General features: G+C 71.1%; 26 protein-coding genes. 10 read left to right on the top strand and 16 right to left on the bottom strand.

Annotation, left to right across the window (positions count from 1 at the left end):
- Positions 1 to 129: 129 nt before the first annotated feature.
- The 4 genes from FB559_RS30085 to FB559_RS30095 all read right to left on the bottom strand — a co-directional run bounded on the left by FB559_RS30085 (position 130) and on the right by FB559_RS30095 (position 2,305).
- Entirely contained in the window at positions 130 to 375 is a 246-nt protein-coding gene (locus FB559_RS30085; RefSeq protein WP_141959904.1) for a hypothetical protein, read from the bottom strand.
- A 38-nt stretch (positions 376 to 413) separates the two neighbouring features.
- Positions 414 to 578, bottom strand: a complete 165-nt coding sequence (locus FB559_RS44185) for a hypothetical protein (RefSeq protein WP_185792457.1) — start codon at positions 576 to 578, stop codon at positions 414 to 416.
- Positions 579 to 684: 106 nt separating this feature from the next.
- Positions 685 to 1,344, bottom strand: coding sequence for a hypothetical protein (locus FB559_RS30090; protein WP_141959906.1), 660 nt, complete (start codon positions 1,342 to 1,344; stop codon positions 685 to 687).
- Positions 1,345 to 1,510: 166 nt separating this feature from the next.
- Complete coding sequence (locus tag FB559_RS30095; RefSeq protein ID WP_141959908.1) at positions 1,511 to 2,305, bottom strand: SDR family NAD(P)-dependent oxidoreductase; 795 nt, start codon at positions 2,303 to 2,305, stop codon at positions 1,511 to 1,513.
- A gap of 164 nt (positions 2,306 to 2,469) precedes the next feature.
- Between FB559_RS30095 and FB559_RS46330 the strand changes: the two genes are divergently transcribed.
- Positions 2,470 to 2,598 carry a hypothetical protein gene (locus tag FB559_RS46330; RefSeq protein WP_281286303.1) on the top strand — a complete coding sequence of 43 codons (129 nt, stop codon included), beginning with the start codon at positions 2,470 to 2,472 and terminating at the stop codon, positions 2,596 to 2,598.
- A gap of 45 nt (positions 2,599 to 2,643) precedes the next feature.
- On the opposite strand, the gene FB559_RS30100 is transcribed toward FB559_RS46330, so the two are convergent.
- Entirely contained in the window at positions 2,644 to 3,405 is a 762-nt protein-coding gene (locus tag FB559_RS30100) for a pirin family protein (protein ID WP_141959911.1), read from the bottom strand.
- A gap of 178 nt (positions 3,406 to 3,583) precedes the next feature.
- On the opposite strand from FB559_RS30100, the gene FB559_RS30105 reads away from it, so the two are divergent.
- The 3 genes from FB559_RS30105 (at position 3,584) to FB559_RS30115 (ending at position 6,230) form a co-directional block, all read left to right on the top strand.
- Positions 3,584 to 4,534, top strand: a complete 951-nt coding sequence (locus tag FB559_RS30105; protein ID WP_185792458.1) for an MFS transporter — start codon at positions 3,584 to 3,586, stop codon at positions 4,532 to 4,534.
- A 206-nt stretch (positions 4,535 to 4,740) separates the two neighbouring features.
- Positions 4,741 to 5,139, top strand: coding sequence for a hypothetical protein (locus FB559_RS30110; protein ID WP_141959915.1), 399 nt, complete (start codon positions 4,741 to 4,743; stop codon positions 5,137 to 5,139).
- A gap of 266 nt (positions 5,140 to 5,405) precedes the next feature.
- On the top strand, positions 5,406 to 6,230 hold the full coding sequence (locus FB559_RS30115; RefSeq protein ID WP_185792459.1) for an alpha/beta fold hydrolase: 825 nt from the start codon (positions 5,406 to 5,408) through the stop codon (positions 6,228 to 6,230).
- Positions 6,231 to 6,328: 98 nt separating this feature from the next.
- Here FB559_RS30115 and FB559_RS30120 read toward each other — a convergent pair whose 3' ends face one another.
- Complete coding sequence (locus FB559_RS30120) at positions 6,329 to 7,069, bottom strand: phytanoyl-CoA dioxygenase family protein (protein WP_141959919.1); 741 nt, start codon at positions 7,067 to 7,069, stop codon at positions 6,329 to 6,331.
- 50 nt (positions 7,070 to 7,119) lie between these two features.
- Positions 7,120 to 7,725 carry a TetR/AcrR family transcriptional regulator gene (locus tag FB559_RS30125; RefSeq protein ID WP_141959921.1) on the bottom strand — a complete coding sequence of 202 codons (606 nt, stop codon included), beginning with the start codon at positions 7,723 to 7,725 and terminating at the stop codon, positions 7,120 to 7,122.
- Between the two features lie 59 nt (positions 7,726 to 7,784).
- On the opposite strand from FB559_RS30125, the gene FB559_RS30130 reads away from it, so the two are divergent.
- Positions 7,785 to 8,705: an SDR family oxidoreductase gene (locus tag FB559_RS30130; protein WP_141959924.1), complete on the top strand. Its 921-nt coding sequence runs from the start codon at positions 7,785 to 7,787 to the stop codon at positions 8,703 to 8,705.
- A gap of 9 nt (positions 8,706 to 8,714) precedes the next feature.
- On the opposite strand, the gene FB559_RS30135 is transcribed toward FB559_RS30130, so the two are convergent.
- The 3 genes from FB559_RS30135 to FB559_RS30145 all read right to left on the bottom strand — a co-directional run bounded on the left by FB559_RS30135 (position 8,715) and on the right by FB559_RS30145 (position 11,291).
- Complete coding sequence (locus tag FB559_RS30135) at positions 8,715 to 9,383, bottom strand: DUF2238 domain-containing protein (RefSeq protein ID WP_141959926.1); 669 nt, start codon at positions 9,381 to 9,383, stop codon at positions 8,715 to 8,717.
- A gap of 69 nt (positions 9,384 to 9,452) precedes the next feature.
- Positions 9,453 to 10,406 carry a 1-acyl-sn-glycerol-3-phosphate acyltransferase gene (locus FB559_RS30140; RefSeq protein ID WP_246122188.1) on the bottom strand — a complete coding sequence of 318 codons (954 nt, stop codon included), beginning with the start codon at positions 10,404 to 10,406 and terminating at the stop codon, positions 9,453 to 9,455.
- A gap of 60 nt (positions 10,407 to 10,466) precedes the next feature.
- A complete protein-coding gene (locus FB559_RS30145; RefSeq protein WP_246122190.1) occupies positions 10,467 to 11,291 on the bottom strand; it encodes a patatin-like phospholipase family protein in 825 nt (274 codons plus the stop codon).
- Positions 11,292 to 11,485: 194 nt separating this feature from the next.
- Between FB559_RS30145 and FB559_RS30150 the strand changes: the two genes are divergently transcribed.
- The 3 genes from FB559_RS30150 (at position 11,486) to FB559_RS30160 (ending at position 13,574) form a co-directional block, all read left to right on the top strand.
- Positions 11,486 to 11,935 (top strand): hypothetical protein, encoded by a 450-nt coding sequence (locus FB559_RS30150; protein WP_141959933.1) that lies wholly within the window; start codon positions 11,486 to 11,488, stop codon positions 11,933 to 11,935.
- Between the two features lie 187 nt (positions 11,936 to 12,122).
- Positions 12,123 to 12,755, top strand: a complete 633-nt coding sequence (locus FB559_RS30155; protein WP_141959937.1) for a hypothetical protein — start codon at positions 12,123 to 12,125, stop codon at positions 12,753 to 12,755.
- A 177-nt stretch (positions 12,756 to 12,932) separates the two neighbouring features.
- Complete coding sequence (locus FB559_RS30160) at positions 12,933 to 13,574, top strand: sigma-70 family RNA polymerase sigma factor (protein WP_246122192.1); 642 nt, start codon at positions 12,933 to 12,935, stop codon at positions 13,572 to 13,574.
- Positions 13,575 to 13,618: 44 nt separating this feature from the next.
- Here the strand turns inward: FB559_RS30160 and FB559_RS30165 are convergent, their stop codons facing one another.
- The 5 genes from FB559_RS30165 to FB559_RS30185 form a co-directional block, all read right to left on the bottom strand.
- Positions 13,619 to 16,411: an AfsR/SARP family transcriptional regulator gene (locus FB559_RS30165; protein ID WP_141959939.1), complete on the bottom strand. Its 2,793-nt coding sequence runs from the start codon at positions 16,409 to 16,411 to the stop codon at positions 13,619 to 13,621.
- A 93-nt stretch (positions 16,412 to 16,504) separates the two neighbouring features.
- The gene (locus FB559_RS30170) at positions 16,505 to 17,725 is read right to left on the bottom strand and encodes a sensor histidine kinase (protein WP_246122194.1); all 1,221 of its coding nucleotides are present in this window, start codon (positions 17,723 to 17,725) and stop codon (positions 16,505 to 16,507) included.
- Positions 17,722 to 19,485 (bottom strand): sodium/solute symporter, encoded by a 1,764-nt coding sequence (locus FB559_RS30175; protein ID WP_246122196.1) that lies wholly within the window; start codon positions 19,483 to 19,485, stop codon positions 17,722 to 17,724. The genes FB559_RS30170 and FB559_RS30175 overlap by 4 nt, the downstream gene beginning before the upstream one ends.
- An 11-nt stretch (positions 19,486 to 19,496) precedes the next feature.
- Positions 19,497 to 19,868 (bottom strand): hypothetical protein, encoded by a 372-nt coding sequence (locus FB559_RS30180; protein WP_141959941.1) that lies wholly within the window; start codon positions 19,866 to 19,868, stop codon positions 19,497 to 19,499.
- A gap of 301 nt (positions 19,869 to 20,169) precedes the next feature.
- A complete protein-coding gene (locus FB559_RS30185; RefSeq protein ID WP_141959943.1) occupies positions 20,170 to 20,973 on the bottom strand; it encodes a LytR/AlgR family response regulator transcription factor in 804 nt (267 codons plus the stop codon).
- Between the two features lie 503 nt (positions 20,974 to 21,476).
- Between FB559_RS30185 and FB559_RS30190 the strand changes: the two genes are divergently transcribed.
- Complete coding sequence (locus FB559_RS30190; protein WP_185792460.1) at positions 21,477 to 22,475, top strand: AraC-like ligand-binding domain-containing protein; 999 nt, start codon at positions 21,477 to 21,479, stop codon at positions 22,473 to 22,475.
- Positions 22,476 to 22,482: 7 nt separating this feature from the next.
- Here FB559_RS30190 and FB559_RS30195 read toward each other — a convergent pair whose 3' ends face one another.
- Positions 22,483 to 23,859 (bottom strand): amidohydrolase family protein, encoded by a 1,377-nt coding sequence (locus FB559_RS30195; protein ID WP_185792461.1) that lies wholly within the window; start codon positions 23,857 to 23,859, stop codon positions 22,483 to 22,485.
- Positions 23,860 to 23,964: 105 nt separating this feature from the next.
- Between FB559_RS30195 and FB559_RS30200 the strand changes: the two genes are divergently transcribed.
- Complete coding sequence (locus FB559_RS30200; RefSeq protein WP_141959949.1) at positions 23,965 to 24,846, top strand: LysR family transcriptional regulator; 882 nt, start codon at positions 23,965 to 23,967, stop codon at positions 24,844 to 24,846.
- Positions 24,847 to 24,961 lie beyond the last annotated feature (115 nt).

Below are 24,961 nucleotides of genomic sequence, written 5' to 3' on the forward strand. Positions count from 1 at the left end.
TTCGGCTGGAAGGCGGCCCGTACGCGTCCGGATCCGGCCCGGCCTCCGGTGGCGCCGTGACCTGCGGGACGCTTCCGTCAACGGCGCCGTTCCGGGCGAGACGGGGCCGCCGGCACCCGCCGCGAGGCGTCAGCGGCGTTCGCTCGTGCTCCGCAGCGCGGCCAGCCTGGCGCTCACGGAGATGATGCTCCAGGCCAGCAGGATCACGACCACGATCTCCAGGATCACGCCGGGCGTCGTCGTGTAGACGCCTGTGGCCAGGGCGTACACGCCGGCGGCGAACGCCACCGCCAGGGCCACGATCGTGACCGACCCTCCGGTACGCGACCGCGGGACGCGGCGCCACCAGGTGCTGCGCGGGCGATTGGTCGACATGGCTGTCACACTCCCGGTTCTTCAGGCTTCGACGACCTTCATCGTCGCCGGCGGGACCCGTCACCTGCCTCGGCCGGGAGAGCCGACTTGCCGTTGATCGCCTCGGCCGTTCGGCCGAGGCCGCGCCGTCCGCCGCGCATGTCGCACGTGCCCTCCGCGCTGGTGAGCGCGCGGTCGGCTCCGTCGCCGCCGAGTTCGGTCACGGCTCCGAGAGTGCTTCCGGCGACGCGTTCAAGCGGATGGCGGGCCACTCGCCGGCCCGCCATCGCCGTTCCTCCTAAAGCCACGCGTTAACAGGCGCGCGTGCTCTCAGTGATGGTGGTGCCAGCCGCCGTGGTACGGCGGCAGGACGATGGGACGGTGCCATCCCGGGCGGTACGGGCCGGCCCACCCGACCGGGTACGGCGCGACGACCGGGCTGTTCCATCCCGGGTAGTAGCCGCCGTTGTGCGCCATCAGGGTCGCGGCCACCGGCCGGGGCTCGTTCGCCGTGCACTCCGCGGTGACGTCCCCGGTGGCCGGCGTGTTCGCGGTGATCGTGAGGCCGCTGACGCTGAGCACATGGGGCCCGCGTACGGATGGCGCCCAGTCGCCTGAGAGGTCGCCGGAGAGCGGCTGTCCCGCGGCGACGAAGCCGCCGGAGCCCGTCAACTGGAACGACGAGCTCTCCGTGCCGCTGACGTCGACCCACGCGGAGGCGGTCCAGGAGTCGATGGCGATCGGAGTGCTCACGCTCAGGCTCGCGATGTGCAGTTGGAAACCGGCCGGCCTGCCGACGCCCATGTGCTCCGGAGAGCTCAGCCAGCCGTTGAGGACGGCGGTCTGTGACCCGAGCATCGGGACGGTGCACGTGTAGGCCGAGGTGAAGCCGGCGGCCCTCGCGGGCGCCGGGGCGGCGACGGTGGCGAGGCCACCGGCCGAGAGGGCCGCGGCGACGGCCACGGCGTATTTGCCGAACGACGTGATCATGTGAACTCCTTCGGAGTGTGTCAACGATCGACGTCATCACGGCCGCGCCCGCGGAGAGGAGACCCGGTGATGCGTTTTTGCCAGGGCCGGTGGTGATCACTACCGGCCGGTGATCAAGTCATGGGGCGACCGGCCCGGCGGCCCGTCCCCACCACGGACCTGTGCCTCACGGCAGGATGCTGTCCACGTAGCCCCCGTCCACGCGTACGGCGCCGCCGGTCGTCGCCGAGGCGGCCTCGGAGCTGAGGTAGACGACCATGTTGGCGATCTCGTCCGGCTCGATCAGCCGCTGCAGCAGGGAGTTCGGCCGGTACTCGGCCATGAACTTCCGCTGCGCCTCCTCCCAAGGCAGTTCGGTGCCCACCAGGTCGGCCACGAAGTCCTCCACGCCCTCGGTGTGGGTCGGCCCCGCCACGACCGTGTTGACCGTCACGCCAGTGCCGGCGACCGCCTTCGCGTAACCGCGCGAAACGGCCAGTAGCGCTGTTTTCGTCATCCCGTAGTGCACCATCTCGGCGGGAGTGACAATGGCCGAGTCGCTCGCGATGAACTGCACGCGACCCCAGCCCCGCTCGGTCATTCGAGGGAGATAATGGCGCGCCAGCCGGACTCCGGAGAGCACGTTGACCTCGAAATAGCGGCGCCACTCGTCATCGTCGATCTCCAGCACGGGCTGTGGCCCGAACACGCCGAGATTGTTGACGAGGACGTCGGCCTCCGGGAGTCGTTCGAACAGCAGTGCCGCGCCCTCGGCGGTGGCCAGATCCGCGGCCACGCCACTGACCTCGGCCCCCGGGACCTCCAATCGCAGCTCGTCCACCGTCCTGGTGACCCCGCCTTCGTCGCGGCCGTTGACCACGACCGCCGCGCCCGCGCGGGCCAGGCCCTTGGCGATCGCCCGCCCGATCCCCTTGGTCGAGCCACTGACGAGCGCCCTGCGTCCACTCAAGTCGATGTCCATGGCGACCTTCCCTACCCCAGAACACGAAAACGACTCTCCATCGGGTCGAATCGCCTAAAGTTCGTTTTTATGGGTCACTTCATTCTTTATTAAGCTGTCTTTCTCTACATTTTCCGGAGTCGGTTCGTTCAACCGGCCATGACACCGATTCCGGAGGCACCGCCATGCATCAGCGCCCAGCTCATGATCGTCCGGCCGGGGGAGCCCTTCACTGGACCGTGGTGGCCATCGCGGCCGCGGCCGTCGCGTGCTGCCTGATCGGCCTCGTCGTCTCCACCGCGTACGCCGGGTGATCCCGGCGTACGCGCTCCGGCGCGGCGGGCGTCCGGCGACCGCCGTCACGCGGCGATGGTCGCGTGCATCTCCCAGACGAGGACCTCGGCCGGCTCGGTCGCGGTCAGCCGCTGCCCGCCGGTGGCGGTGAAACGTACGGCGTCGCCCTCGCGCAGGTCGCCGGCGCCCTCCAGCGAGGCGGCGCCGCGGGGCACGAACAGGTGCAGGAACGGCGCTTCGGGCAGCTCCACGCTCTGTCCCGGAGCCAGCCGGGCCACGTGCAGTGCCGCGTACTTGTTCCTGATGCGGATCGCGGACCGGTTCTCGTGCCGGGCCATGCCGGAGACGACCGGCACGAGGCCGCCGCGCAGCAGTTCGTCCTCGATCTCCAGCTGTTCGTAGCCCGGCGCGATGCCGGCCTCGTCGGGCACGACCCACATCTGCACGAAGTGCACGGGCTCGGAGGGCGCGTCCCGGCCCGCCTCGGCCGGCCGGTCGTTCTTCTCCGAGTGCAGGATCCCGGTGCCCGCGCTCATCCGTTGCGCGAGTCCGGGGTAGATGACGCCGTTGTGCCCCTCGGAGTCCTGGTGGACGAGCGCACCACGGAGCACCCAGGTGACGATCTCCATGTCCCGGTGGGGATGCGTCTCGAAGCCGGTCCCGGGCTTGACCACGTCGTCGTTGTTGACCAGCAGCAACCCGTGGTGGGTGTTGCCCGGGTCGTGATGATGGCCGAAGGAGAACGAGTGCTTGGAGTCGAGCCACGAGATCTTCGTCGCGAACCGCTCCTCCGCCCGGCGCACGTTGATTTCAGGCCGCACGTTCATGGGGCTCCTATCGCGTAAGTGGTTGAAACTTAAACTACTAAGGCGTCCTTCGATATTCCCACGCGCGGCTCCTCGTGGTGGAGTCCATCCGCGAAGGGCCGGGCGAGAGACGGACAAAGTGGGTGGACAGCCTCGTCAAGGCCCTCAATCCGCCCGCGAACGTACGATGCGAAGGTCCATGACACAGACTTCCGGCGACCGGCGGTACGCGTGGCGCGTGCTCTCGGTCACCGGCATCGGGGTGCTGCTCTCCGGTGCCAACACCTCGACTCTGGACGTGGCGCTGCCCACCGTGGCGCTGCTCGGCGGCCTGCTCGCCACGACCCTCGGCTGGCGCGCGGTCTTCTGGTTCAACGTGCCGACGGGGGCGCTCGGCCTGGTCTGGGCCGTGATCAGCCTGCGCAGGTCACCGCGGAGCGACGAACCACGCGAGCCCTTCGACTTCGTCGGCGCCGCGCTGTCCTTCGTCGTCCTCGGCACCCTCGTGCTCGTGCTCTCCGAGGGCGGCGCGCTCGGCTGGACCAGTGCGCCGGTGGTCGCCGGGGCGGCCGCCTTCGCCGTGGCGACTCCGGTGTTCCTGCTCGTGCAGGCGCGCCGTCGCTACCCGCTGGTCGACCTGCGGATGTTCGCCGACCGGGAACGCTCCATGGCCTACCTCGCGGCGTTCCTGCTGTCGATGGCGAGGTTCGCCGTGGTCCTGCTGATCTCGCTGTACCTCCAGGCGGCCGACGGGGTCGATCCGTTCCAGGCCGGACTCCGCGTGGTGCCGGTCGCGGTGGGCATGATGCTCGCCTCCCCGATCGCCGGAGGACTGGCCCACCGCTACAGCGCGCGCGTGCTGTCGACCGGCGGTCTCGCGCTGACCGGGCTCGGCCTGGTGGCGCTCGTCGCGCTGTCACTGGCGATCATCACGAGCCCGCTGACCGCATCCGCGAAGAAGGCCGCGTACGCCGGGACGCCGTCCTCGCTTCCGGGGCACACGCTGGACGCGTTCACCGCCGGCTGCCGCGTCGCGCTGCTGGTGCTCGGCGCGATGACGGTCGCCGGAATGGCCGCCTCGCTGCGGCGCGCCCCGCCGGCCGGGCGGGGCGGCACCTCCCGGCGTGCCATGTCCGCCACCGCCGAATAGGTCACCGATCGGTACGTCAATCGACGCGAATGAATTTCGCGGCGGTATGTGCGCGGCGATTCTGAGACCTAACCCGAAAGTGATGTGACGAACACGCACAGTGATGCATGATGTTTTCGGATCCAAGGAGGTGCCCGAAAGATCTTGACCCGCATAACGACGGGCCACGGCAGCTCGTCGCCAGCCCCCGAAAGGAGTCGAGTTCGATGCGCAGAACACCGATACGGATCGCCGGAATGTGTGCTGTCGCCGCAACAATGGCAGCGTCCGTGGCCGCGTGCGGCAACGACGACAAGAAGACCGCCTGCGACAAGCTCCAGGAAACGATTACGCAGGTCAGCCAGAGCGGCGTTGCACAGACCAATGATCCAAACGGGCTGGCCAACACCTATTACAGCAGCGCCACCACGATGAGGCAGGAGGGCCGGGACTCCGGCGACAACGACGTCGAGTCCGCGGCGAACGACGCCGCGACGGCGCTCGAGCAGCTCAGCCAGCAGCTGACGACGATGGACCGCGACGGCCGCGGCGCACCGCCGCAGCTCTCGGCCGGCACGAGCCTGATGAGCGCCGGCGACCGGATCAGGTCTGCCTGCGACAACTGAGGCGGCCCGTCGGCGGCCCGTACGCCGAGGGTGGCAGGCGCTCCCGCTCTCCCAGCTCGACCCGGCTGGGGAGCGGGGCGACACTCGGCCCGGCTGAAAGCCACTGACGATCGGATCGAGATACCGCGGGGAGCGGCTCCGCCGCACGCGTTGCGGTTCAACGTCAAAAGCGATCATGGACACCCTCCCTTCGTGCCACAATTTTCGGAAGGAATCATCTGAGCAACGGCACCCGAAGACGGGCCAGTGGAGCCAAGAGGCAGCAAGTGGATGAACTGAGCGTCAACATCGCCGGGCAGCGGATCGCTTACCTGGAGAGCACCGGCGGCCAAGACGACCGCGCGGTCATCTTCGTCCACGGCAACTCGTCTTCGGCCAGAACCTGGCTCCCCGTACTCACGGGTGGTTTCGGCCGGCAGTACCGCTGCCTTGCGCTGGACCTGCCCGGCCACGGGCGGTCCGAGCCGGCCAGGGACCAGTCCGACTACTCGCTGCCGGGATACGCGGCCGTGCTCGCCGACTTCGCCCGGACGCTCGATGCGGCCGACGCGGTCGTCGTCGGATGGAGCATGGGCGGTCAGATCACTCTGGAGGCCGCGCCGACGTTGCGGGACGCGGCCGGTTTTGTCATCTTCGGCGCACCGCCGGTCGCGTCGGCCGCGCAGTTTCCGGAGGCGTTCCTGCCGAATCCCGCGATGAGCGCCACCGGCAGCGCGATCCTCAGCGAGTCCGAGGCGCGGTCGTTCGCCGACAGCTTCACCGCGCCCGGCTCGGCGCTGGTGACCAGCGAGTTCGTATCCGACATCCTGGCCACCGACGGCGCCGCGCGCGTGGGGCTGGGCTCCAGCGTCGGCGAGGGCCGGTTCGCGGACGAGGTCGCGATCGTCGCAGAGCTCCGCCGGCCGCTGGCCATCTTGCACGGCGCCGGCGAGCAACTGGTCAACCTTGACTACCTGCGCAAGCTCACCATCCCCGCGCTGTGGCGCGGAGAGGTGCAGTTGATCCCCCACGCCGGCCACGCACCGCACCAGGAGACACCGCAACAGTTCGCCGCGCTGCTGACGGACTTCATCGGCGACCTTGGCGACTGAACATCTTCGTCACACCACGAGCCCGCGCGGGCAGGGCGCCGCGTAGTAGCGCGGTCCTGTGCGGGCGGGCTCTGAGGTGAAGGGTCCTTGCGCCACGGTCACCGAGATGTCGCCGGCCGGGACCTGATCGGCTCGTAGTCCAGCCAGGTGTCCTGGAGGAACTCGTCGCGGTGGGACTCATGGTCGAGGTTGCTGATCCGGAAGTACAGCGCCCGCCGTGTCTGTTCGGATCCGTAGTTGCCGCCGATGTTGTGGCCGAGGAGGTAGTGGGCCAGCAGCAGGTCACCGGCGTGTCCGGTGATCTGTTCGGGCACCGGCAGGTCGATCGGGGGATAGGCGCAGAACATCTGCGTGCCGTGCTCGCGGAAGTATTCGGCGTGGGTCCGATGGGTGCCCGGCCAGACCCACAGGTTGCCGGAGTTCTCGGTGAGCTGATCCGTCATCAGGATCCCGGCCAGCAGGGTGAACGTGCCGCGGATCGGTCCGCCGGTCGGCTCGGCGTTCGCGGTGTCGATGTGGGGTCCGCCGGGGCGGTGTGAGTACGGCGGGATGTTCAGCGCGATCTGGACCTGCCAGGGGACCTTCAGCGTGCCGCGGCCGGCCAGGTCTTCGGCGAGACCGAACGCCGGGCTGCCGGTCAAGGGCGCGATCAGAGCCGGCTCGTCCTTGGTCTCGAGGAAGTGGAAGTGGGCCCCGCGCTTGTCCCCGGCGGGCGGGTCGGCCGCGGTGACCTTGTCGATCCGCTCGGTTGCCTCGTCCAGAATGTCGCCCGGCACCACCTGGGGGACCACGATGTAGCCGCGCTCGGCGAACTCGTTGATCCGCGCATCGCTCAACACCTGGTCGACCCTAGACAGGCACTCCGGCGACGGCGAACGATTATCGCGCCTCAGGCGTCTCCGGGTGGCACGGCGGCGGCGAGCAGCAACTGGACCACCTGGCCGAGCGTGGGCGCGGCGGCGTAGCCGTCCGGATCCAGCGTCGAGTGGAGCACGAACCCGTCGCCGGCCGCGACGATGAGCGACGCCATCGGCTCCGGCTCCACCCAAGCGGCGATGAGCCCGGCATCGCGGAGCTCGCGGATGCTCGCCGCGAGCGCGCCGCGCAGCTCGGCCAGCAGCGCGACGATCGGGGCGCGGACCGTCTCGTTGCGCGAGGCCGTCGCCAGCGCCTCGATGTAGGTCGGGAAGTGTTCGTGGGCCTGTTCGAGGGCCTGCTGAAGCGCCGACACCGTACCCAGCAGGCCGCTCAGCGGGTCACCGGCGATCCCGGTCAGCGCCGTACGCGCCGGCTCGATCCACGTGCGCACGGCGTGGACCAGCGCCTGCCCGACCAGCTCGTCCTTTGAGCCGAAGTGGTAGGTGATGGCCTGCAGGTTCGCGCCCGCCGCGGTCGCGATCTCCCGTGACGTCGTCTGCGCCACACCGCGGCTGCCGAGCACCTCCAGCGTGGCGGCGAGGAGGCGTTCGCGAGTGGCCTCTTGGCGTTCACTCATACGTATGTATGATTCGGGAGGACGGCCCGGTACCGGCCGCGGCAAGGGAAGGAAGCGTCATGAGCCAGACAGACCTTGTGACCGGAGCGTTCGGATACTCCGGAACCTATCTCAGGCGCCGGCTCGAGGCGGCGGGCCACACGGTACGCACGCTGACCAACCATCCGTCGCGGGACGCGGACATCGCGGTGTTCCCCCTCGGGTTCGACGACCCCGGCGCGCTCGACGCGGCCTTCGAGGGGGTCACGACCTTCTACAACACGTACTGGACCCGGTACGAGCCGGGCGGGACGACTCACCCGCAGGCCGTCACCAACACCGCGGCGCTGATGGCGGCCGCCGCACGTGCGGGCGTCGAACGCGTGGTGCACCTCAGCATCACCAACCCGGACCCCACCTCGTTCTACGCCTATTACCGCGGCAAGGCCGAGGTGGAGGACCTCATCAGGGCCGGCGGCACGTCCTACGCCATCGTCCGGCCCAGCGTGATCTTCGGCGGGCAGGACATCCTGATCAACAACATCGCGTGGCTGCTCCGGCAGTTCCACGTGTTCGCGATCCCCGGGGACGGGCGCTACCGCCTGCGTCCGGTGTACGTGGAGGACCTCGCCGACCTGTGCGTACGGCTCGGAGCGGAGCGGGACGACGTGGTCGTCGACGCGATCGGGCCCGAGTCGTTCGCGTTCGAGGACCTGGTCGCGACCATCGCCGGAGCCATCGGGACGGCGTTCCGCCCCGTCCATCTCTCACCGGCCGTCGTCTCGCTCGTGTTGCGGGGGATGTCGCTGCTGACCAGGGACGTCGTGCTCACCCGCGACGAGATCGACGGCCTCATGGCCGAGCTCGTCATGGTCGAGGGCGAGGCGACGTGCCCCACCTCGCTGACCGGCTACCTGCGCGAGCACGCCGCCGAGATCGGCCGTGAATACCAGTCCGAGCTCGCGCGCCGAAAGCCGCTGCGGCGGCCCGCGTTCACCTGAGGCCCGCGCTCAGGGCTCCAGCGCGGGCGGGGCGGCCTCGACCGGCGGGTCACCGACCGGCGGGTCACCGACCGGCGGCGCCGCGGACCGGCGGCGGGAGCCCAGCGCGGTGAGCACGCCGGCGAGCGTCGCCCCGGACAGTCCCAGCGCCTCGTCCCCGATGGTGTCGCGGTAGATGCTGACCACCTCGGTCGTGTTCATGATGAACGTGGCGTACTCGGCGATCTCCCAGAGGATCGCCGCGATCGCGCCGACTCCGGCACAGGTGAACGCCAGCATCCATGCCGGGATCACCGGCCCGCGCCGCAGGGCCACGCCGACGGCGGCGCTCAGCAGCGCCCAGTTGGTGAAGTGGCAGAAGTCGTCGAACCAGCCGAGCGTGTCGTACAGGTTCGCGGCGTTGCCCGCGACGTCGATGACGAACGGCGCGACGATCAGCGCGTCGACGTCCCAGGGGTACCGGACCGGCCCGCGGAGGCGGTTCCAGATCAGCCAGATCAGCGGGACGAGTATCGCCGCGACGGGGTAGGTCATGGCGCGGATGCCCATCGCCTTGGCGGCGAAACGCTCCCACTCCGGATGAAGGAGCGCGAAGATCAGCAGTCCTGCCAGCGCCGCCTTCAGCGCCAGGGAGATGGAGGGCCACCAGGGTCGGCGGTCGGGAGGGCTCATTGCCATGGCGGCATTATCCGGGCAGGAGGGCCCGGCCTCAGGCCTTATGCGCAATCGATGGCGTTCTGCCAGGAGTCACGACTCGCGCGGCTGCGGAGCTGCCTCGGACTCGGGGCGGTTCTCCGCGATCCACGCGTCGATCGTCGCCCACCAGTCGTAGAGCCAGCGTTCCCGGTCGGTCTCCGGGATCTCCTCGTACGGGACCCGCCACCAGCGTGCGCGCAGGGGCTGCGTCATCGGGATCTCGCGCCACACGTCGCCCGCCGACAGCAGGTCGTCGGCGCCGGTGTGGGCAACGAAGATGACGTCGGCCATGGGGGCGGCCTCGATCGCCGCGAGCGTCCCGGCCACGTGCGGCGGCAGGACGTTCTTCATCCGCCCGGCACGCCGTGCCTCGGCGTGGTCGCCCTGCCGGCGCAACCTCCGGATCGCACGTACGCGGCGGTGGGGGGTGAAGTTCCCGCCCTCCGGGAAGATCAGCATGGCTCCGCGCGAGTCGAGTCCGGCGGCCAGCCGCCCGATCTCTCCGGCCGCCTCGCCGCGCGGGGCCGCGCTGCCGGTGATGAACGCGTTGGGCAGCCGGTTGAACATCACGTCGAGCGTCGGATCGAGCTGCAGGGTCGTCTTCATGACGATGCGCGGCCGCCGGCCGTAGACGTTGATGAGGTAGTGGACGATCAAGAAGGAGTCGCCCGGACCGGCATGCCGGCTCAGCACGATCACCGGGCGGTCCGCCGAGGCGTTCAACGGCTCCTGGATCTCCACGGTGAGACCGAGGACGCGCGCCGACACGGCGTACACATGGCGGAGGAACCACCCGCACAGCGCGTAGTGCCGTTCGTCGTAGTCGGACGTCCGGCCGCGGATCCACAGGGCGAACGAGGCGAGCAGCGCGGCGCACTCCATCACCGTCCAGGTCACGCCGATCACCGCGACCCGCAGGAACCGGTGCCGGCCGTGGGAGGCGACCAGGCCGATGAGAAGGAGCAACGGCGTGGCCACGCCCACGACGATCGTCAGCGCGAACATCAGTGGGACCAGGACCAGTCGTCTTACGAGTCGCGGCGGGACCATCGGACCGTTCTCAGCTCAATCACCCGCGAGGTAGGCACTGCTTGCGGCGTAGGCCCGGTCGATGTTGGTCTCGACGCGCGACGCGTCGCGGTAACGCAGCTGGGAGAGGCCGGACCCCTGCCCGGTCGCCCCCGTGGGCAGCACGTGGACGCTCACGTCCTCCGGTAGCTCCGCCATCTCCTCGGCGAACCGGTGCCGTCGTGCGATCTCAAAGGCGACCAGCCCGACCTGCCAGGGGCGGCGCGGCGCGGTGAGCGGAGTCTCGATCCGGCCGACCTGCAGCACGTAGATCGTCCGGGCACCCTCGCGTACCGCACGGCCGATCGGGATGCTGTGCACGAGCCCGCCGTCGTAGAAGTGCTCGTCGCCGATGCGGACCGGCGGAAGGACCCCCGGCACGGCGCAGGAGGCCAGAACCGCCGGCACGATCGGACCACGGGTGAACCACCGGGGCTCCGCGCGTTCGATGTTGGCCGCCACGCAGTGGAACGGCACCGCCAGGTCCTCGATCAGGTCGACCGGCACGAAGGTGTCCAGCGCCGTGGACAGCAGGCCCGTCGAATGCAGGTGGGTGCCCGAGCGGATCAGCGTCGACACGCGGTTGAAGAACGAGCCGGCGAACACCGAGCCGGCGCCGTCACCCTGCCACGCCTTGGTCAGCAGATCGGCGGCGTTGGCGGGGTCGGCGGCGACGAACACGCCGTTGAAGGCGCCCACCGACGTGCCGACGACAAGGTCGGGACGGATGCCCGCCTCGGCGAGCGCGCGCAGCATACCCACCTCATGGGCGCCCAGCAGACCACCGCCACCCAGCACGAACGCGGTCTTGGGATGTTCCACATCGTCTCCCGTCGAATGCTCACAGGTTAGACGGTCGTACCCCTGATCGGGACGATTGATCATGAGACGGCGATCGCCTGGGGAAGTTCGGCTTCCACTGACACAGGGTGGCAGTGGAGTGGCCCTACCGTCCGGCAGGTGGCCTTCGCGGAGCCCCGCGGGGGCTTCGGGCAGATCGGACCGGGAGACCCTTCATGAACGACTTCGACTTCCTCACCGGCACGTGGGACGTCACCAACCGGCGGCGGACCGACTTCCTCGACGAGGCGAGCGCGTGGGAGGAGTTCCCCGCCGTCAGCCGGGCCGGCCGGCATTTCGGCGGGGCGGCGAACTTCGACGAGATCGAGTTCCCGACCAAGGGGTACGCGGGACTGACCCTGCGCCTGTACGACCCGGAGCGGGAGGAGTGGTCACTCTATTGGGCCAGCAAGCGCGACGGCAGGTTGACCCCTCCGGTCGTCGGCCGCTTCACCGGCGGCAGGGGTGAGTTCTTCGGCGACGATGAGTACCAGGGCAAGCGGATCCGAGTGCGTTTCCTGTGGACGGACATCACCGCCACGTCGGCCCGCTGGGAGCAGGCGTTCTCCCTGGACGGAGACAGGACCTGGCTGACCAACTGGACAATGGACAGCACCCGCCGTTGACCCCGCCGCCCGCGCGGCCGGGCCGACCGGCGGTTCGGCGGCGCGGCGAGCCGGCGACGGCCGCTGCGATGAACGGATGAGCGGGCGAACGGTGAACCTCGGGCCTGGGCAGCCACGTTCCATGGTCAGGGCGCGTGGTTGAGAACGTCGTGAACGGGCACGTAACGAGCCTGTGGATGAGGACAGAGTGGACATAGAGCGGCGTATCAACAGCGACATGGCGGTGCGCCGTCTCGTCGACTCCTGGCTGAGCAGGTCCGTCGCGGGCCTGCCGTCCAGCTCGGACGACCCCGAGCCGAGGTGGGCCACGGGCCGGGACGAGGGTCCAGCGCCGCGGCGCGGCAACGGTCCGGACGATGAGCCGGGGCCGGCCTCCGCCGAGGACGGCGGCTCCGGGCCCGATGCCGCCTTGGACGAGGCCGCCGAGCCCGGGCCGGGTGCCGTCTCGGACGGCCGTCCTGGCCTTGATCCGGGTTACGTCCTGAACGGTGACCCGTGGTCGGTGCCGGGCGTGGCTCCAAGCGATGATCCCGGGCCGGACCGTGGCACCGGCCTGGACGTACCCCCCGCACCGGCGGAGGTCGTCATCGCGACCGCTCGCCGTGTCGCGACGAGTGGACGGCTCGTCGGCCCCCGTCCGGATCCGGCGCCCGGCCTCCGTTCGGTGGCCGAGGCCATGGTGCTGGACGAACACCCGTCCGCTCCCGAGTGGACGCTCGCCGAGCGAAGAGACGCGCTGGACTGGATCGCGCTCATCATCGCCCGCTTCGGTGAGGACGGAGTACAGCGGTTGGTCACCGAGCTGAACGAGCACCGCTGACAACACCCGCACGCTGACAGGGACCCGCCGGACGGCACGGAACCAGCACACTGACGGCGCCACGCTCTGGCCCGGTCCCGCGCGTTGGGCTTTCGTTGGGGCATCGTTGGCGGCGCGTCGCACCCTTCTTTCATGGCTAAAGAAAACCCGGCTACAAAGGGGAGAGGGGTTGCCACGATGACGAGCAACGCGCAGGGAAACGGCACCGCCCACGGCGACGCGGACCCCGACGCGGCCGTGTCCACCCCCGAGACGGCGACTCGCGAGAGGGCGGCCCACGCGATGGCCACCCCCGACAAGGCCACCCTCGACGAGGCCACGCTGGCCGAGCTGTACCGCCTGCACGGCGGCTATCTCCTGCGGGCCCTCATGCGGATCACCAACGGTGACCGCGGGCGGGCCGAGGACATCCTGCAGGAGACGCTGGTGCGCGCCTGGCGCAACCCGGGGGCGATCGCGCGGGGCCCCGCCTCGTGCCGGCCGTGGCTGTTCACGGTGGCGCGGCGGATCGCCATCGATCACTTCCGCATGGTGGCCGCCCGGCCCGCGGAGATCTCCGACGAGTCACCGGAGGACCGGACCCCCGCCTACGACCCGTACGACGACGTACTGGCGGCGTGTGACCTCGAGGTCGTGCTCGCCAAGCTTCCGGCGCACCACCGTGCGGTGGTGGTCGAGCTCCACCTGAACGGCCGGTCGGTCGTCGACGCGGCCCGTGTGCTCGGCATTCCGGTCGGTACGGTCAAGTCGCGCAATTACTATGCGGTCCGGGCCCTCCGCCCGATGCTGGAGGCGGCGGGACTGCGCGTCGCCGCGTGAGCGCCACCGGGCGCGACGGCCGGTCGGCGGGCGGCATCGCGGCCTCACCCGCTGGGATGGGCCTCGAGCGTGGAGGCCTGTCTGCCGAGCTCATCGGCCAGTTCGGACTCGCCGCGCAGGGAGTACAGCTCGACCGCGGCCCGCAGGTGCTGGATGGCGTCGTCGGTCCGGCCGGCCTCGAGGTTGAACTCCGCGTACTGGTGCTCCGTGAGCGCGTGCATCTGCAGCGAACCCGCCGTACGGCAGAGTTCGAGCGCCTCCTGCCAGACGCGTCCGGCCTCCTCCGTCCGGCCCAGGACCTGGAGTGCCTGTGCCTCGTTGACCATGGCCGAGAGCTGGAACGTGGCCGCCGGGTGCTCGCTCAGCAGGCTCCGCGCCTCGCGCGCGTGGAGCAGTGCGGCACCGGCGTCGCCGGCCATGCCCTTGAGGGCGGCGGCGTTGCTCAACGTGGAGTCGGCATACTGCCGGTACCCGCCCGTCCTGATCAGGTCGAGGGCCCTGGACGACAGCAGGTCCGCCGAGGCGAGGTCCCCGGCGAGACCGGTCGCGAGCGCCTGTACGGCCAGCGCGTAGACGTGCAGGTCACCGTCGCCCGGTCCGGTACGCGCCACGGCCTCGGCGGCCAGGTCCAGTGCCTCCTCGGCCCGCCCGCTGCCGCAGAGCGCGCTCGCGGTGGACGCCTCCATCGTCGCGAGCGCTTCCTTGGTTCCGCTGAGCCGGGCCGCCCTGAGCCCCGAACGCAGGCAGGTCAGCCGGTCGGTCAGCCGGCCCGCGCCGTAGTACAGCGAGTTGGCCGACTGGGCGAGCCGCCAGGCGCGCTCGTGTTCACCCCGTTCGGCGGCCAGGCCCACCAGGCCGCGGATCACCGGTTCCTCGGTGCGGAACCACGTGAGAGCCGAGCGTACGTCGGGCATCCGCACCACCGACCGCGGCTCGAACTCCAGCGGGTCGAACGGCGCCGAGAGCGGCTGCACCCGGCGTGCCGCCTCGCGCGTCGACGCCAGGTGATGGTCGAGCAGCCGGGCCAGGGCATGCCGGTACGCGTCGTGACCCTGCTCGGACAGGAGCTCCTCCCCGTACAACCGGACGAGGTCGTGCCGCGCGTACCGCCCCGGAGTGCTCTCGGCGAGCAGATGGTAGGCGGCCAGTGAGCCCAGTGCGTGCCGGGCGCGGGGCAGGTCCGTCTCCAGTAGCGCCGCGGCCGAGGACAGGTCGACCTCGGCTCCCGGATGCACGGTCAGCAATGCCAGCAGCCGTGCGGCCGGCTGGGAGAGGTGCCGGTACGTCATGGCGAGGGCGCCGCGGACGCTCATCGCACCCTGGGTGTCGAGGCTGAGCAGCCGGGTGCGTTCGTCGGTCAGTTCCTCGACCAGGTCGGACAGGGTCCAGGTGGGGCGTGCCACCAGCCGCGCGGCGGCGATCCGCAGCGCCAGGGGAAGCCGGTCGCACAGCCGGATCAGCTGGGTGGCCGCATCCGGTTCGGCGCCCACGCGCTCCGGCGTCAGCAGGCGTTCCAGCAGGCCGTGCGCGTCGGCGGAGGGCAGGGCGTCGAGGTGGAGCGAGGCCGCGGCGTCGGTGACGAGCAGGTCCTCCAGGCGGTTGCGGCTGGTGATGACCGTGGCGCATCCGGGACCGTCCGGCAGCAGCGTGGTGACGTCGCCGGCGGAGCGTACGTTGTCCAGGACCAGGAGCAGCCGGCGGTCGAGCGTCCGCTCACGGAACAGCACGGCACGCGCGGCCGGGTCCTCGGGGATCGCGTACTCCGTCACACCCAGCGCCCTCAGGAACGCGGCCAGCGTCTCGGCCGGGTCGGCCGGCCCCGCCGGGTCGAAGCCGCGCAGGTCAGCGAAGAGATGCCCGTCACGAAAGCCGGATGCCGCGCCGTGCGCCCAGCGGATCACCGTGGCGGACTTGCCGGCACCGGCCGGCCCGACGACCACGGCCAGACCGCTCCCGGCCCGGTCGGGGCCGCACTCGCGGTCCAGCCAGCGTGACTCCTCGTTCCGCCCGACGAAGCCGGCCGGCGACCGGGGCAGCGCGCAGGCGTTGACCGTGGCGGCGGGCGCCCGTGACGGCGCCGGCCGGGGAGGTGGCGGCGCGGCGGGCGTACGGTCATCGGCGAGCACCGACGCGAGCGCGTCCTGGAGTAACGGGCCGGGCGTGACGCCGAGATCCTCGTCCAGCCTCGCCCGCGCGTGGTGGAAGACGGCCAGCGCGTCGGCGACCCGCCCGGCCTGGTGCAGGCAGCGGACCAGCAGTGCGATCATCGGCTCCTGGAGACCGTCGGCACGTACGCACTGCTCCAGCGCCGGTATGGCCACCGTCCCGTTGCCCAGCCGCAGCTGGCGTTCCGCCCAGCCGCGCATGACGGCGCTCCTGGCGTCGTCGAGCCGGTCGGTGAGCACACCGCGGAGTTCGGTGTCCGGCAGGTCCGCGAGGGCGGCGCCGCTCCACAGCCCGAGGGCGCGTTCGAGCAGGACCGAGGCGGCGGCGTCGTCGTCCAGCGTGGCGGCCTCGGCGGCGAGCGCGTCGAAGCGCAGGGCGTCGACGTCGGCCGGCGTACCGGTCAGCTCGTATCCGGGCGTACGCGTGAGCAGGACGAACGAGGATCCGTCGAGGGCCTTGCGCAGCGCCGCCACGTGTCCCTGCAGCGCGGCTCTGGCCTGGGCGGGCGGGTCGTCACCCCAGAGCAGCTCGAAGAGGCGTTCGAGTGGCACGCACCGGCCGAGTTCGAGGGAGAGCAGGGCGAGAACCGCGCGTCGTTTCGGCCCGGAGACCTCGACACGAGCACCGTCTTCACGCCGGAGTTCCACCGGACCGAGCAGCCGTATTCGCATGTAGTCCCATCTCCGACTTCGCCCGCGAAGCCGCACATTGAGTGTATCGACGCTCACATCACGCCGTAAGGGATGAGATCGGCCCAAAGGCGGTCAGCGGTCGCGTGCCGGAGCCGCTTCGGACGAGGGCAGCACGCCCTTGCGGTACTTCGGCAGCCGGATGGTTATCTTCATGCCCGCCTCCACGGCCGTTTCCGCGACCAGTCCGTAACCGTCTCCGTAGACCTGGCGCAGCCGTTCGTCGACGTTGCGCAGGCCGATCCCGGTGGTGGGACCGGCCTCGCCGTCGAGGATCCGGCCGAGCCGCTGCGGGTCCATCCCGATGCCGTCGTCCTCGATCGCGACGATCGCGTCGGCGCCCGCGTCCTGCGCCGTGATGGTGATGTGGCTGGCGCCCTTGGAGTCTTCCAGGCCGTGCTTGATGGCGTTCTCCACCAGCGGTTGCAGGCACAGGAACGGCAGCGTGACCGGGAGCACCTCGGGCGCGATCTGCAGGGTGACGGCCAGCCGGTCGCCGAAGCGCGCGCCCGCCAGGGCGAGGTACTGCTCGATGGAGTGCAGTTCTTCGGCGAGCGTCGTGAAGTCGCCGTGGCGGCGGAACGAGTAGCGGGTGAAGTCGGCGAACTCCAGGAGCAGCTCGCGCGCCCGGTCCGGGTCGGTGCGCACGAAGGAGGCGATCGCGGCGAGGGAGTTGTAGATGAAGTGCGGGGAGATCTGCGCGCGCAGCGCCCGGATCTCGGCCTCGATCAGGCGGGTACGTGAGTGGTCCAGCTCGGCCAGTTCGAGCTGGACCGAGATCCACCGGGCCACCTCGTCGGCGGCGCGTACCAGCACCGCCGATTCGTTGGCGCCGTAGGCGACGAGTACACCGAGCACGGCGTCGTCCACGGTCAGGGGCGCGACGAAGGCCCAGCGCAGCGAGCAGTCGTGCTGGTCGCAGCCGGTGGGGAACACCTTTCCCCGGCCTCCCTGGAGTACGGGGCGTGCGTGGTCCATGGCGTTCGCGCGATGGTGGTCCTCGCCGACGCCGTCCCAGGCGAGCACGGCCTTGTGGTCGGTCAGGCACACCGCCTGTGTCCCGAGCAGGTCGCGGAGCCGCCGGGCGGACTTTCGCGCCGTGCTCTCGGTCAGCCCGGCACGCAGCGGAGGCGCGGCGAGCGAGGCGGTGTGCAGGGTGGAGAAGGTGGCGGCCTCGGTGGGCGTGCCGGCGCCGGCGTCGGCACCCTGGGCCAGGCGGGGCCGCGTGGTCCACCGGCCGGTCAGCATTCCTGCGACCAGCAGCAGGACACCGCCCACGGCGGTGAGCACGATCACGCGTCCGCCTCTCGTGCCGCGAGCGGCGTGGGGAGACTCGTCAGGTCCTCCGGCAGGTGCAGCCGTCTCATCATTGCGGCCGTGCTCGGGGGGACGCTGCGCTGCGTCGCGAGCGAGACCAGCACCATCGCGAGGAACGCCAGCGGAACGGACCACAGGGCAGGCGAGGCGAGCAGGGAGTACCACCAGCCGCTTCCCGCTCCGCCCGCGATGGTGGCCAGGACCGCGGCGAACGCCGCCCCGCCGCCGATGAGCAGGCCGGCGGTCGCGCCCTGGGGTGTGAGCCGCCGCCACCAGATGCCGAGCAGGAGCAGCGGGCAGAACGCCGAGGCCGACAGCGCGAACGCCATGCCCACCGAGTCCGCCACGGGCAGGTCGCCCAGCACCGTTTGGGCCGCCGTCGGCACGCCGGTCGCCAGAAGGGTCACCCACCGGAACCGCCGCACCCCCCATGCCGGCCGGTTGCGGGAGGGGAGCACATGCTGGGTGAGCACTCCGGTCACCGCGATCGTCAGGCCGGAGGCGGTGGCCAGGAAGGCGGCGAAGGCCCCGGCGGACAGCAGCGCGCCCAGGAGCTCGCCGGTGACGCCGCCGATGATCCGCGAGGGCAGCATGAGCACCGCGGCGTCGGCGTCGCCGCTGAGCACGAGGTCGGGAGCGTAGAGGCGGGCGAGGAGCCCGTAGACCGGCGGCAGCAGGTAGAAGACGCCGATGAGGGCCAGGACGACCACGGTCGTACGGCGGGCCGCGGAGCCGTTGGGGCTGGTGTAGAAGCGCACCACCACGTGCGGCAGGCCCATCGTGCCGAGCAGCGTCGCGACGATCAGGCTGTACGTCGTGTAGAGGGTGTGCGGCTGCGGGCCGGTCTGGCTCGCTCCGGAGGTGTCGCCGCCGGAGAGGACGTCGGTGTCGGGCACCGGGGTGCCGGCGGCGAAGTCCAGCCGTGCACCCCGCTCGATGCGGTGCCGGCCCGGTGTCAGGTCCACCGGGGCCGCGTCGTAGCGCCGGCCGTCGACCGTCCCGGTCACGGTGACGTGCAGCGGGGAGGCCGGGGAGACGCTGATGGGGGAGGAGAGCGTCACCTGGGTCCGCTCGGTGAACCGGAGCTGCCGGCCGAGGTCCGCGTGGTGCCCCTGGTGGGACTGCCAGGCGAACAACAGGAAGACCGCGGGCACGAGCAGAGCGGTGAGCTTGAGCCAGTACTGGAACGCCTGGACGAACGTGATGCTGCGCATGCCGCCGGCCGCCACGATGATCGTCACGACCGTCGCGACGAGCAGGCCGCCGGCCCACCGGGGCGCCCCGGTGATGACGGTCATCGTGAGGCCGGCGCCCTGCAGCTGAGGCACCAGGTAGAGCCAGCCGACGCCGACGACGAACACGCTGGCGATCCGGTGGACGTACCGCGACTCCAGGCGTGCCTCGGCGAAGTCGGGCAGGGTGTACGCGCCCGAGCGGCGCAGCGGCGCCGCGACCAGCAGCAGGAGCACCAGGTAGCCCGCGGTGAACCCGAACGGATACCAGAGCATGTTCGGTCCGTACACCAGCAGCAGCCCGGCGATGCCCAGGAAGGACGCGGCGGAGAGGTACTCACCGCTGATGGCCGCGGCGTTCAGTCCCGGCCCGACCGAGCGGGAGGCGACGTAGAAGTCCGAGGTCGTACGGGAGATGCGCAGGCCGAGCGCGCCGATCAGCACCGTCGCCAGGATGATCGCTGTGATCGCGGGGATCGTGTACGCGGGATTCATCGCGTCGCTCACGCGGTCACCGCTCAGCCGCCCTTGACCAGGCGCGCGAAGTCTTTTTCGTGTCGTTCCGCGCGCCGGACGTACCACCAGGCCAGCAGCACGAGGGGCGGATAGCCCGCGAACCCCAGGATGATCCAGGCCAGCGACGGCCCGGACAGCCAGCCGGTGGACGGCGTCGCCAGCGCGAGGACCAGGGGCAGCACCCCGGTGGGCACGGCGAGGACCGCGAACGAGACGAGCGACGAACGTAACTGGCTGCGCATCAGGGAGCGGAGCTGGACGGCGCCGGGAGCGGCCCCGTCGTCGGCGGCCAGGGGTACACCGGCCACCGTTCTGCGTGACCGCCGGGGGGAGCGGGTGACCACTTCTCGCCGCGGAACCGGCTCGACGCTCACGGCAACTCCCTCCTGGCGCACATATGCCAGCGCCAGGAGTGTATGCAGCGGCGAGCCCGACGGCTAGACCGGCCGCCGTGCCGTTATGGGACCGTCGCGTCGTGCCGGCGGTCTCCGGTGGGCTTACGCCCCCGGAAGAAGGGTCATCGAGCCTCCGATTTCCACGTCGTGCCCGCCACCGTAAGGGCGCCACGCCGCCCGGCCGCGAGGTCCGCGCCGCGCAATCGGCGGGCGGGCGGTTTCCAGCGCCGAGCGGTGCGTCTCGCGCGCCGAACGGCGGGCGGGCACGGCGGACGGGCGCTCAGCCGCCCTTGGCCTGTCGCATCAGCAGCTCGCGCAGCTCGCTGGCGTGCCGCCGGCTCACCGACAGGACGGCCGTGCCGACGCGGATGCTCATGCTCCCGCGGTCGAGACGGAGCTCGTCGATGCGCCGGAGGGCGACCAGGTGGCTGCGGTGGACCCGGACGAACCCGCGCGACCGCCACTGCTCCTCCAGCGCGGAGAGCGGAATACGCACGAGATGGGCTTCGTCCGCCGTGTAGAGCCGGGCGTAGTCGCCGTGGGCCTCGGCGTAGAGGACGTCCTCGATGGAGACGAACCGGGTCACGCCCCCGAGCTCGACCGCGATGTGGTCCAGGTCGTCGGTCCCGGCCACCGTCGCGCGTGGCGGCGGGCCGGCGGGGTCGGTGCCCCTGTCGCGGGCGGCCCTGGCGATCGCGACCTGCTCCGCGGCCCGGCGTACCGCCTCGGCGAGCCGCTCCCGGTGCACCGGCTTGAGCACGTAGTCGACGGCCTTGAGGTCGAACGCCTGCACGGCGAAGCCGTCGTGCGCGGTCACGAAGACGACCAGCGGGGGATCGGCGAACCCGGCGAGCAGCCGGGCGACGTCCAGCCCGGTCAGTCCCGGCATGTTGATGTCGAGGAAGATGACGTCGAGTGCCGCCTCGCCGTCCGGCCCGCCGTCGACCGCTCGTCCGATCCGGCGGAGCGCCTCGGTGGAGTCCGAGGCACCCTCCGCGTGCGTCACGCGGGGATCGGCTCGCAGGAGGTAGAGGAGCTCTTCGAGCAGGGGCGCCTCGTCTTCGACGGCAAGCACGCGCAGCATGACTGCCGAGTCTACGGGTTCACCGCCTGACCGTTCGTCGTTCATTGTGTGCGTTCGTCCCGCCATTCGTCGTACGCCGGACGGGCCGGATTTCGTCGCCCATCCGCTCGACGCGTACCCGGCACCGCTGACCGCGGCCGGGCCCCCGGGGGATTCCGCTGGTGGGGCCATGTTCGTAACGTCAGGGCAAGCGAACCACCCCGCTCGACCGGACGCGAAGAAGGGCCAGGACCGATGAACAGCGACCCAGCCGAAGAAGGCCAGGGAACGCCTGTGCCACCGCGTCGCCCCCAGTCCGCCGCGGGGCCGGCCCGCGTACGCCGCTGGGCTCTGCTCTAGCGCGTCGTTCGAACCCCCGTCCGCGCGGCCCGGACGCACATATGACTCCGCCGAGTCAGGGTTTGTCGAATACCAGTCCGGATCCGGCCATGGTGACGTCCCAGACCCATCCGAGAACGTCCTGATTCATGACGTTGGGAATGCGACTTGGGGGGTCGACGGTCTTGCGTCGCGACACTTCACCTTCAGAGCACGTATCGCTGTCCACCGACCGGGTCCCCGCCGCCGACCGGCTGGCCTACTTCCGGGAAGCCCTGCTGCACGACCTGATGCCGGTGGAGATCTACGGAGACCCGAGCGCGAGCTTCTCGGCACATCTGGAGGCCGACAGGCTCGGGCCCATCACACTCAGGCGGCTGACCGGGCGTACCCCCGGCCGCCACGGCCTGCGGCGTACTCCCGGTCTGATCCGCCGCGGTGATCCCGGCAACTACGGCCTGGTCATGTACGAGCAGGGGTCCGCCGTGCTGACGCACGGCGACCGCCAGGTCGAGCTCACCGCCGGCGAGATGACCCTGATCGACACCTCGCGCCCCTACGACGGGTCGTACGTGTCAGGGCACGGCCGGCTGCTCAGCATCGTCTTCCCCCGCGAGGCCCTCCCTTTGCCGGGGGCCTCCGTCGACCGGCTCTGCGGCGCGCGCCTGTGCGCCCGCAGCGGAGTGGGCGCCCTCCTGGGTGCCTTCACCACCCAGCTCGCCCGTGACATCGACGGCTACCGGCCGTCGGACGCCGCGCGTGTGTCCGCGACGCTGACCGACCTCATCGGCGCCGCCCTCGCGCACGAGCTCGAGGCCGCCGAGACGCTTCCGGCCGAGTCCCGGCAGCGGGTGCTCTTTCTGCAGGTCCAGACCTTCATCGAGCGGCGGCTCGGCGACCCCGGCCTGACACCGGCCTCCGTCGCCGTGGCCCACCACGTCTCCGCGCGCACCCTGCACCGTCTCTTCGAACCGCAGGGCCGCACCGTCGCCGAATGGATCCGCCTCCGCCGGCTGGAACGCTGCCGACGCGACCTCGCCGACCCTTCGATGGACGACCGGCCGATCCACGCCATCGCCACGCGATGGGGCCTGCCCTGCGCCGCCCATTTCAGCCGGGTCTTCCGCGCGGCGTACGGACTCAGCCCGCAGGAGTTCCGCACGGCCGGCCGCGCCCGTGGCTGAGGCAGGATCAGCCGGCCCGGGTGTCGTCGACGACGCCGGAGAGGTCGGCGCGGGCGAGGAGACGCCGCCGGGACGTCTCGATGAGGCGGTGCACCCGTGCGGCGGCCGGGCCGGTGAGACGGCCGTCCCGTTTGAGGATCCTTCCGTCGACGATGACCGTGTCGACGTCGGCCGCGCTCGCGTTGAGCACGAGGGTGCCGGCCGCGTCGTTCAGCGGGCACAGCTGCGGCTGTGCCGGATCGATGAGAACCAGGTCGGCGCGCTTGCCCGGAGTGATCGTGCCGATCCGGTCGCTCAGGTGCCACGCCGCCGCGCCGGCGACGGTGCAGAACCGCAGGACGTCACGCTGGCCGAGCTCGACCGGCTCGTCGGGGTCGGCGCGTCCGCGAGCGGCCGCGTTCGCCCGTGCGCGCTCGGCCGTCAGCGCGATCCGCATCTCCCCGAACAGGTCGGGGCCGGTGCCGGTCGGTGTGTCGGTCGCGAGGGCGGGCAGGAGGCCGTGCGCCACGGCCCGGCCGGTGACGGGATAGGTGCTCATCGCCATGGACATGTCGACGATCGGGCACGGGGTGACGGACCCGCCGGTGGCGGCGATCCGGTCCAGGTCGCCGCCGGAGAACCGCACCCCGTGGGTGTGGTGCACGTCCGGGCCGAGCAGGCCGCGCTCGTCGAGGGTCTCGATCGTGCGGTACCTCGCCAGGTACGCCGGGAGCCCGGAGTGGATGCTGATCGGCAGCGCCAGGTCCCGCGCCAGGTGGAAGTCGTGCTCGGTGACCTCGGGGGTGGAGAACTCCGGGCCGCGCAGCGCCAGCCCCATCGTGACCCGCGCCGTGTCGTCGGACAGCCGTTCGGCCCGCATCCGTTCCACGTCGGGGGGATGCCGCTCCGTGCTCTCCACGAACCACTTCATGACGTTCCGGCCGATCGGCGGGCCGTACAGGAACAACCCGCGGATCCCGGAGTCCTCCAGGGCGCGGACGTTCTCGTCGGCGTGGGCGGGCGTCGTGCCGATGGGGGACCAGTCGGCGACCATCGTGATCCCGGCGTCGATCGCCTGCAGCGCGCCCCAGAGCACCCCCGCGTACACGTCTTCGGGCGCGTAGCCGTCGCGCAGCCTCGCCAGGGCGAGGTCGAGGTGCCCGCCCGGTGACCGCCTGCCGCCGATCGCGCTCTGCCAGACATGCCGATGCGAGTCGACCAGGCCGGGGATGACGATCTTGCCGGCGGCGTCGATGACCGTGGTACGGCCGGGACCGCACACGTCCAGGTCGGTGCCGACGGCCACGATGGTGTCGCCGTCGATGAGCACGTCACCGCGCGGAAGGTCGTCGATGGTGTCATCGAGGCTGATGATGTGCCCGTTGCGCAGAAGTGTGGTGGACAACGCTCTCCCGTTTTCGGCCGCTCCTCCCTCGATGTTCGGCACTCCCGTCCATCGATGTCCAACATCGAACTTGGATGGCTCCATCTCGATCGCCGATAATGGTCCATGGACACGCGAAAGCTCGAGGTGTTCCTGGCGGTGGCCGAGGAGCGGAGCTTCACCAAGGCGGCCGAGCGCCTGCACACCGTGCAGTCGGGGGTCTCGACCTCGGTGCGGTCCTTGGAGCGGGAGCTGGGGACACCGCTGTTCGACCGCACGACACAGCGCGTCGACCTGACCGACGCGGGACGTGCCCTGGCACCCGAGGCCAGGCGGGTGCTGACGGCGGTGCGCGAGGCACGGCAGGCCGTCGAGGGGGCGCGCACCGGGCTGCGCGGCACCCTCGAACTCGGGATCCTGTTCGGCCTGACGCCCGGCGACGTACGGGAGTCGCTGGCCGCGTTCCACGAGCGGTACCCCCTGGTGGAGATCAAGCTCATCGCGCCGGGGGCACACGGCTCCAGCAGCCATGCCGAGCGGCTGCGCGAGGGCAGCATGGACCTCGCCGTGGTGATCTCTGTCGGCTCACTGCCGGGCATCAACCTGTATCCGCTGGTCAGCGAGCAGGTGGTCCTGGCCTGCGCTCCCGGCCACCGTCTCGCCGGCGCATCCCACGTCGGCCTCGTCGAGATCACCGACGAGTCGTTCATCGACTTCCCGCTCGGCTGGGGCGTCCGCAGCGCCGTGGACCGCGCGTTCTCGGCGGCCGGCATCCAGCAGCGTCACATCACATTCGAGATGAACGACATGTCAACCGTCCTGGACCTCGTACGGCTGAGGCTCGGCGTCGCGTTCGTCCCGGAGCCGATCACCGCGAACGCCGGCGACCTGCGTTTCCTGCCGGTACGGCCGGACCCGGTGACGTACGAGATCGCGATCGGAGCGTCGCGGGCGCGCAGGCTCAGTCCGGTCTCCGAGCGGTTCCTCCGCATCGCGCTGGCCCGCTGACGGTGCGGTAGTGCTGGCGGAGGACACCGATGAGTGCTCTGGGCTGGGCGTTGTCCCGCCGGGTGCCGCGCCGGCGGCCGGAGGTCAGTCCCCAGGAGGACACGAGAACCGTGCC

The sequence above is a fragment of the Actinoallomurus bryophytorum genome (assembly GCF_006716425.1).
Lineage (GTDB): Bacteria > Actinomycetota > Actinomycetes > Streptosporangiales > Streptosporangiaceae > Actinoallomurus > Actinoallomurus bryophytorum.

Bases quoted from the DNA above. Each gene is read 5' to 3' on its own strand.
- FB559_RS30085 (WP_141959904.1), bottom strand. From the start codon at position 375: ATGTCGACCAATCGCCCGCGCAGCACCTGGTGGCGCCGCGTCCCGCGG.
- FB559_RS30135 (WP_141959926.1), bottom strand. From the start codon at position 9,383: ATGGCAATGAGCCCTCCCGACCGCCGACCCTGGTGGCCCTCCATCTCC.
- FB559_RS30095 (WP_141959908.1), bottom strand. From the start codon at position 2,305: ATGGACATCGACTTGAGTGGACGCAGGGCGCTCGTCAGTGGCTCGACC.
- FB559_RS30130 (WP_141959924.1), top strand. From the start codon at position 7,785: ATGAGCCAGACAGACCTTGTGACCGGAGCGTTCGGATACTCCGGAACC.
- FB559_RS30165 (WP_141959939.1), bottom strand. From the start codon at position 16,411: ATGCGAATACGGCTGCTCGGTCCGGTGGAACTCCGGCGTGAAGACGGT.
- FB559_RS30185 (WP_141959943.1), bottom strand. From the start codon at position 20,973: ATGCTGCGCGTGCTTGCCGTCGAAGACGAGGCGCCCCTGCTCGAAGAG.
- FB559_RS30090 (WP_141959906.1), bottom strand. From the start codon at position 1,344: ATGATCACGTCGTTCGGCAAATACGCCGTGGCCGTCGCCGCGGCCCTC.
- FB559_RS30150 (WP_141959933.1), top strand. From the start codon at position 11,486: ATGAACGACTTCGACTTCCTCACCGGCACGTGGGACGTCACCAACCGG.
- FB559_RS30110 (WP_141959915.1), top strand. From the start codon at position 4,741: ATGCGCAGAACACCGATACGGATCGCCGGAATGTGTGCTGTCGCCGCA.
- FB559_RS30105 (WP_185792458.1), top strand. From the start codon at position 3,584: ATGACACAGACTTCCGGCGACCGGCGGTACGCGTGGCGCGTGCTCTCG.
- FB559_RS30100 (WP_141959911.1), bottom strand. From the start codon at position 3,405: ATGAACGTGCGGCCTGAAATCAACGTGCGCCGGGCGGAGGAGCGGTTC.
- FB559_RS30160 (WP_246122192.1), top strand. From the start codon at position 12,933: ATGACGAGCAACGCGCAGGGAAACGGCACCGCCCACGGCGACGCGGAC.
- FB559_RS30125 (WP_141959921.1), bottom strand. From the start codon at position 7,725: ATGAGTGAACGCCAAGAGGCCACTCGCGAACGCCTCCTCGCCGCCACG.
- FB559_RS30200 (WP_141959949.1), top strand. From the start codon at position 23,965: ATGGACACGCGAAAGCTCGAGGTGTTCCTGGCGGTGGCCGAGGAGCGG.
- FB559_RS30140 (WP_246122188.1), bottom strand. From the start codon at position 10,406: ATGTTCGCGCTGACGATCGTCGTGGGCGTGGCCACGCCGTTGCTCCTT.
- FB559_RS46330 (WP_281286303.1), top strand. From the start codon at position 2,470: ATGCATCAGCGCCCAGCTCATGATCGTCCGGCCGGGGGAGCCCTTCAC.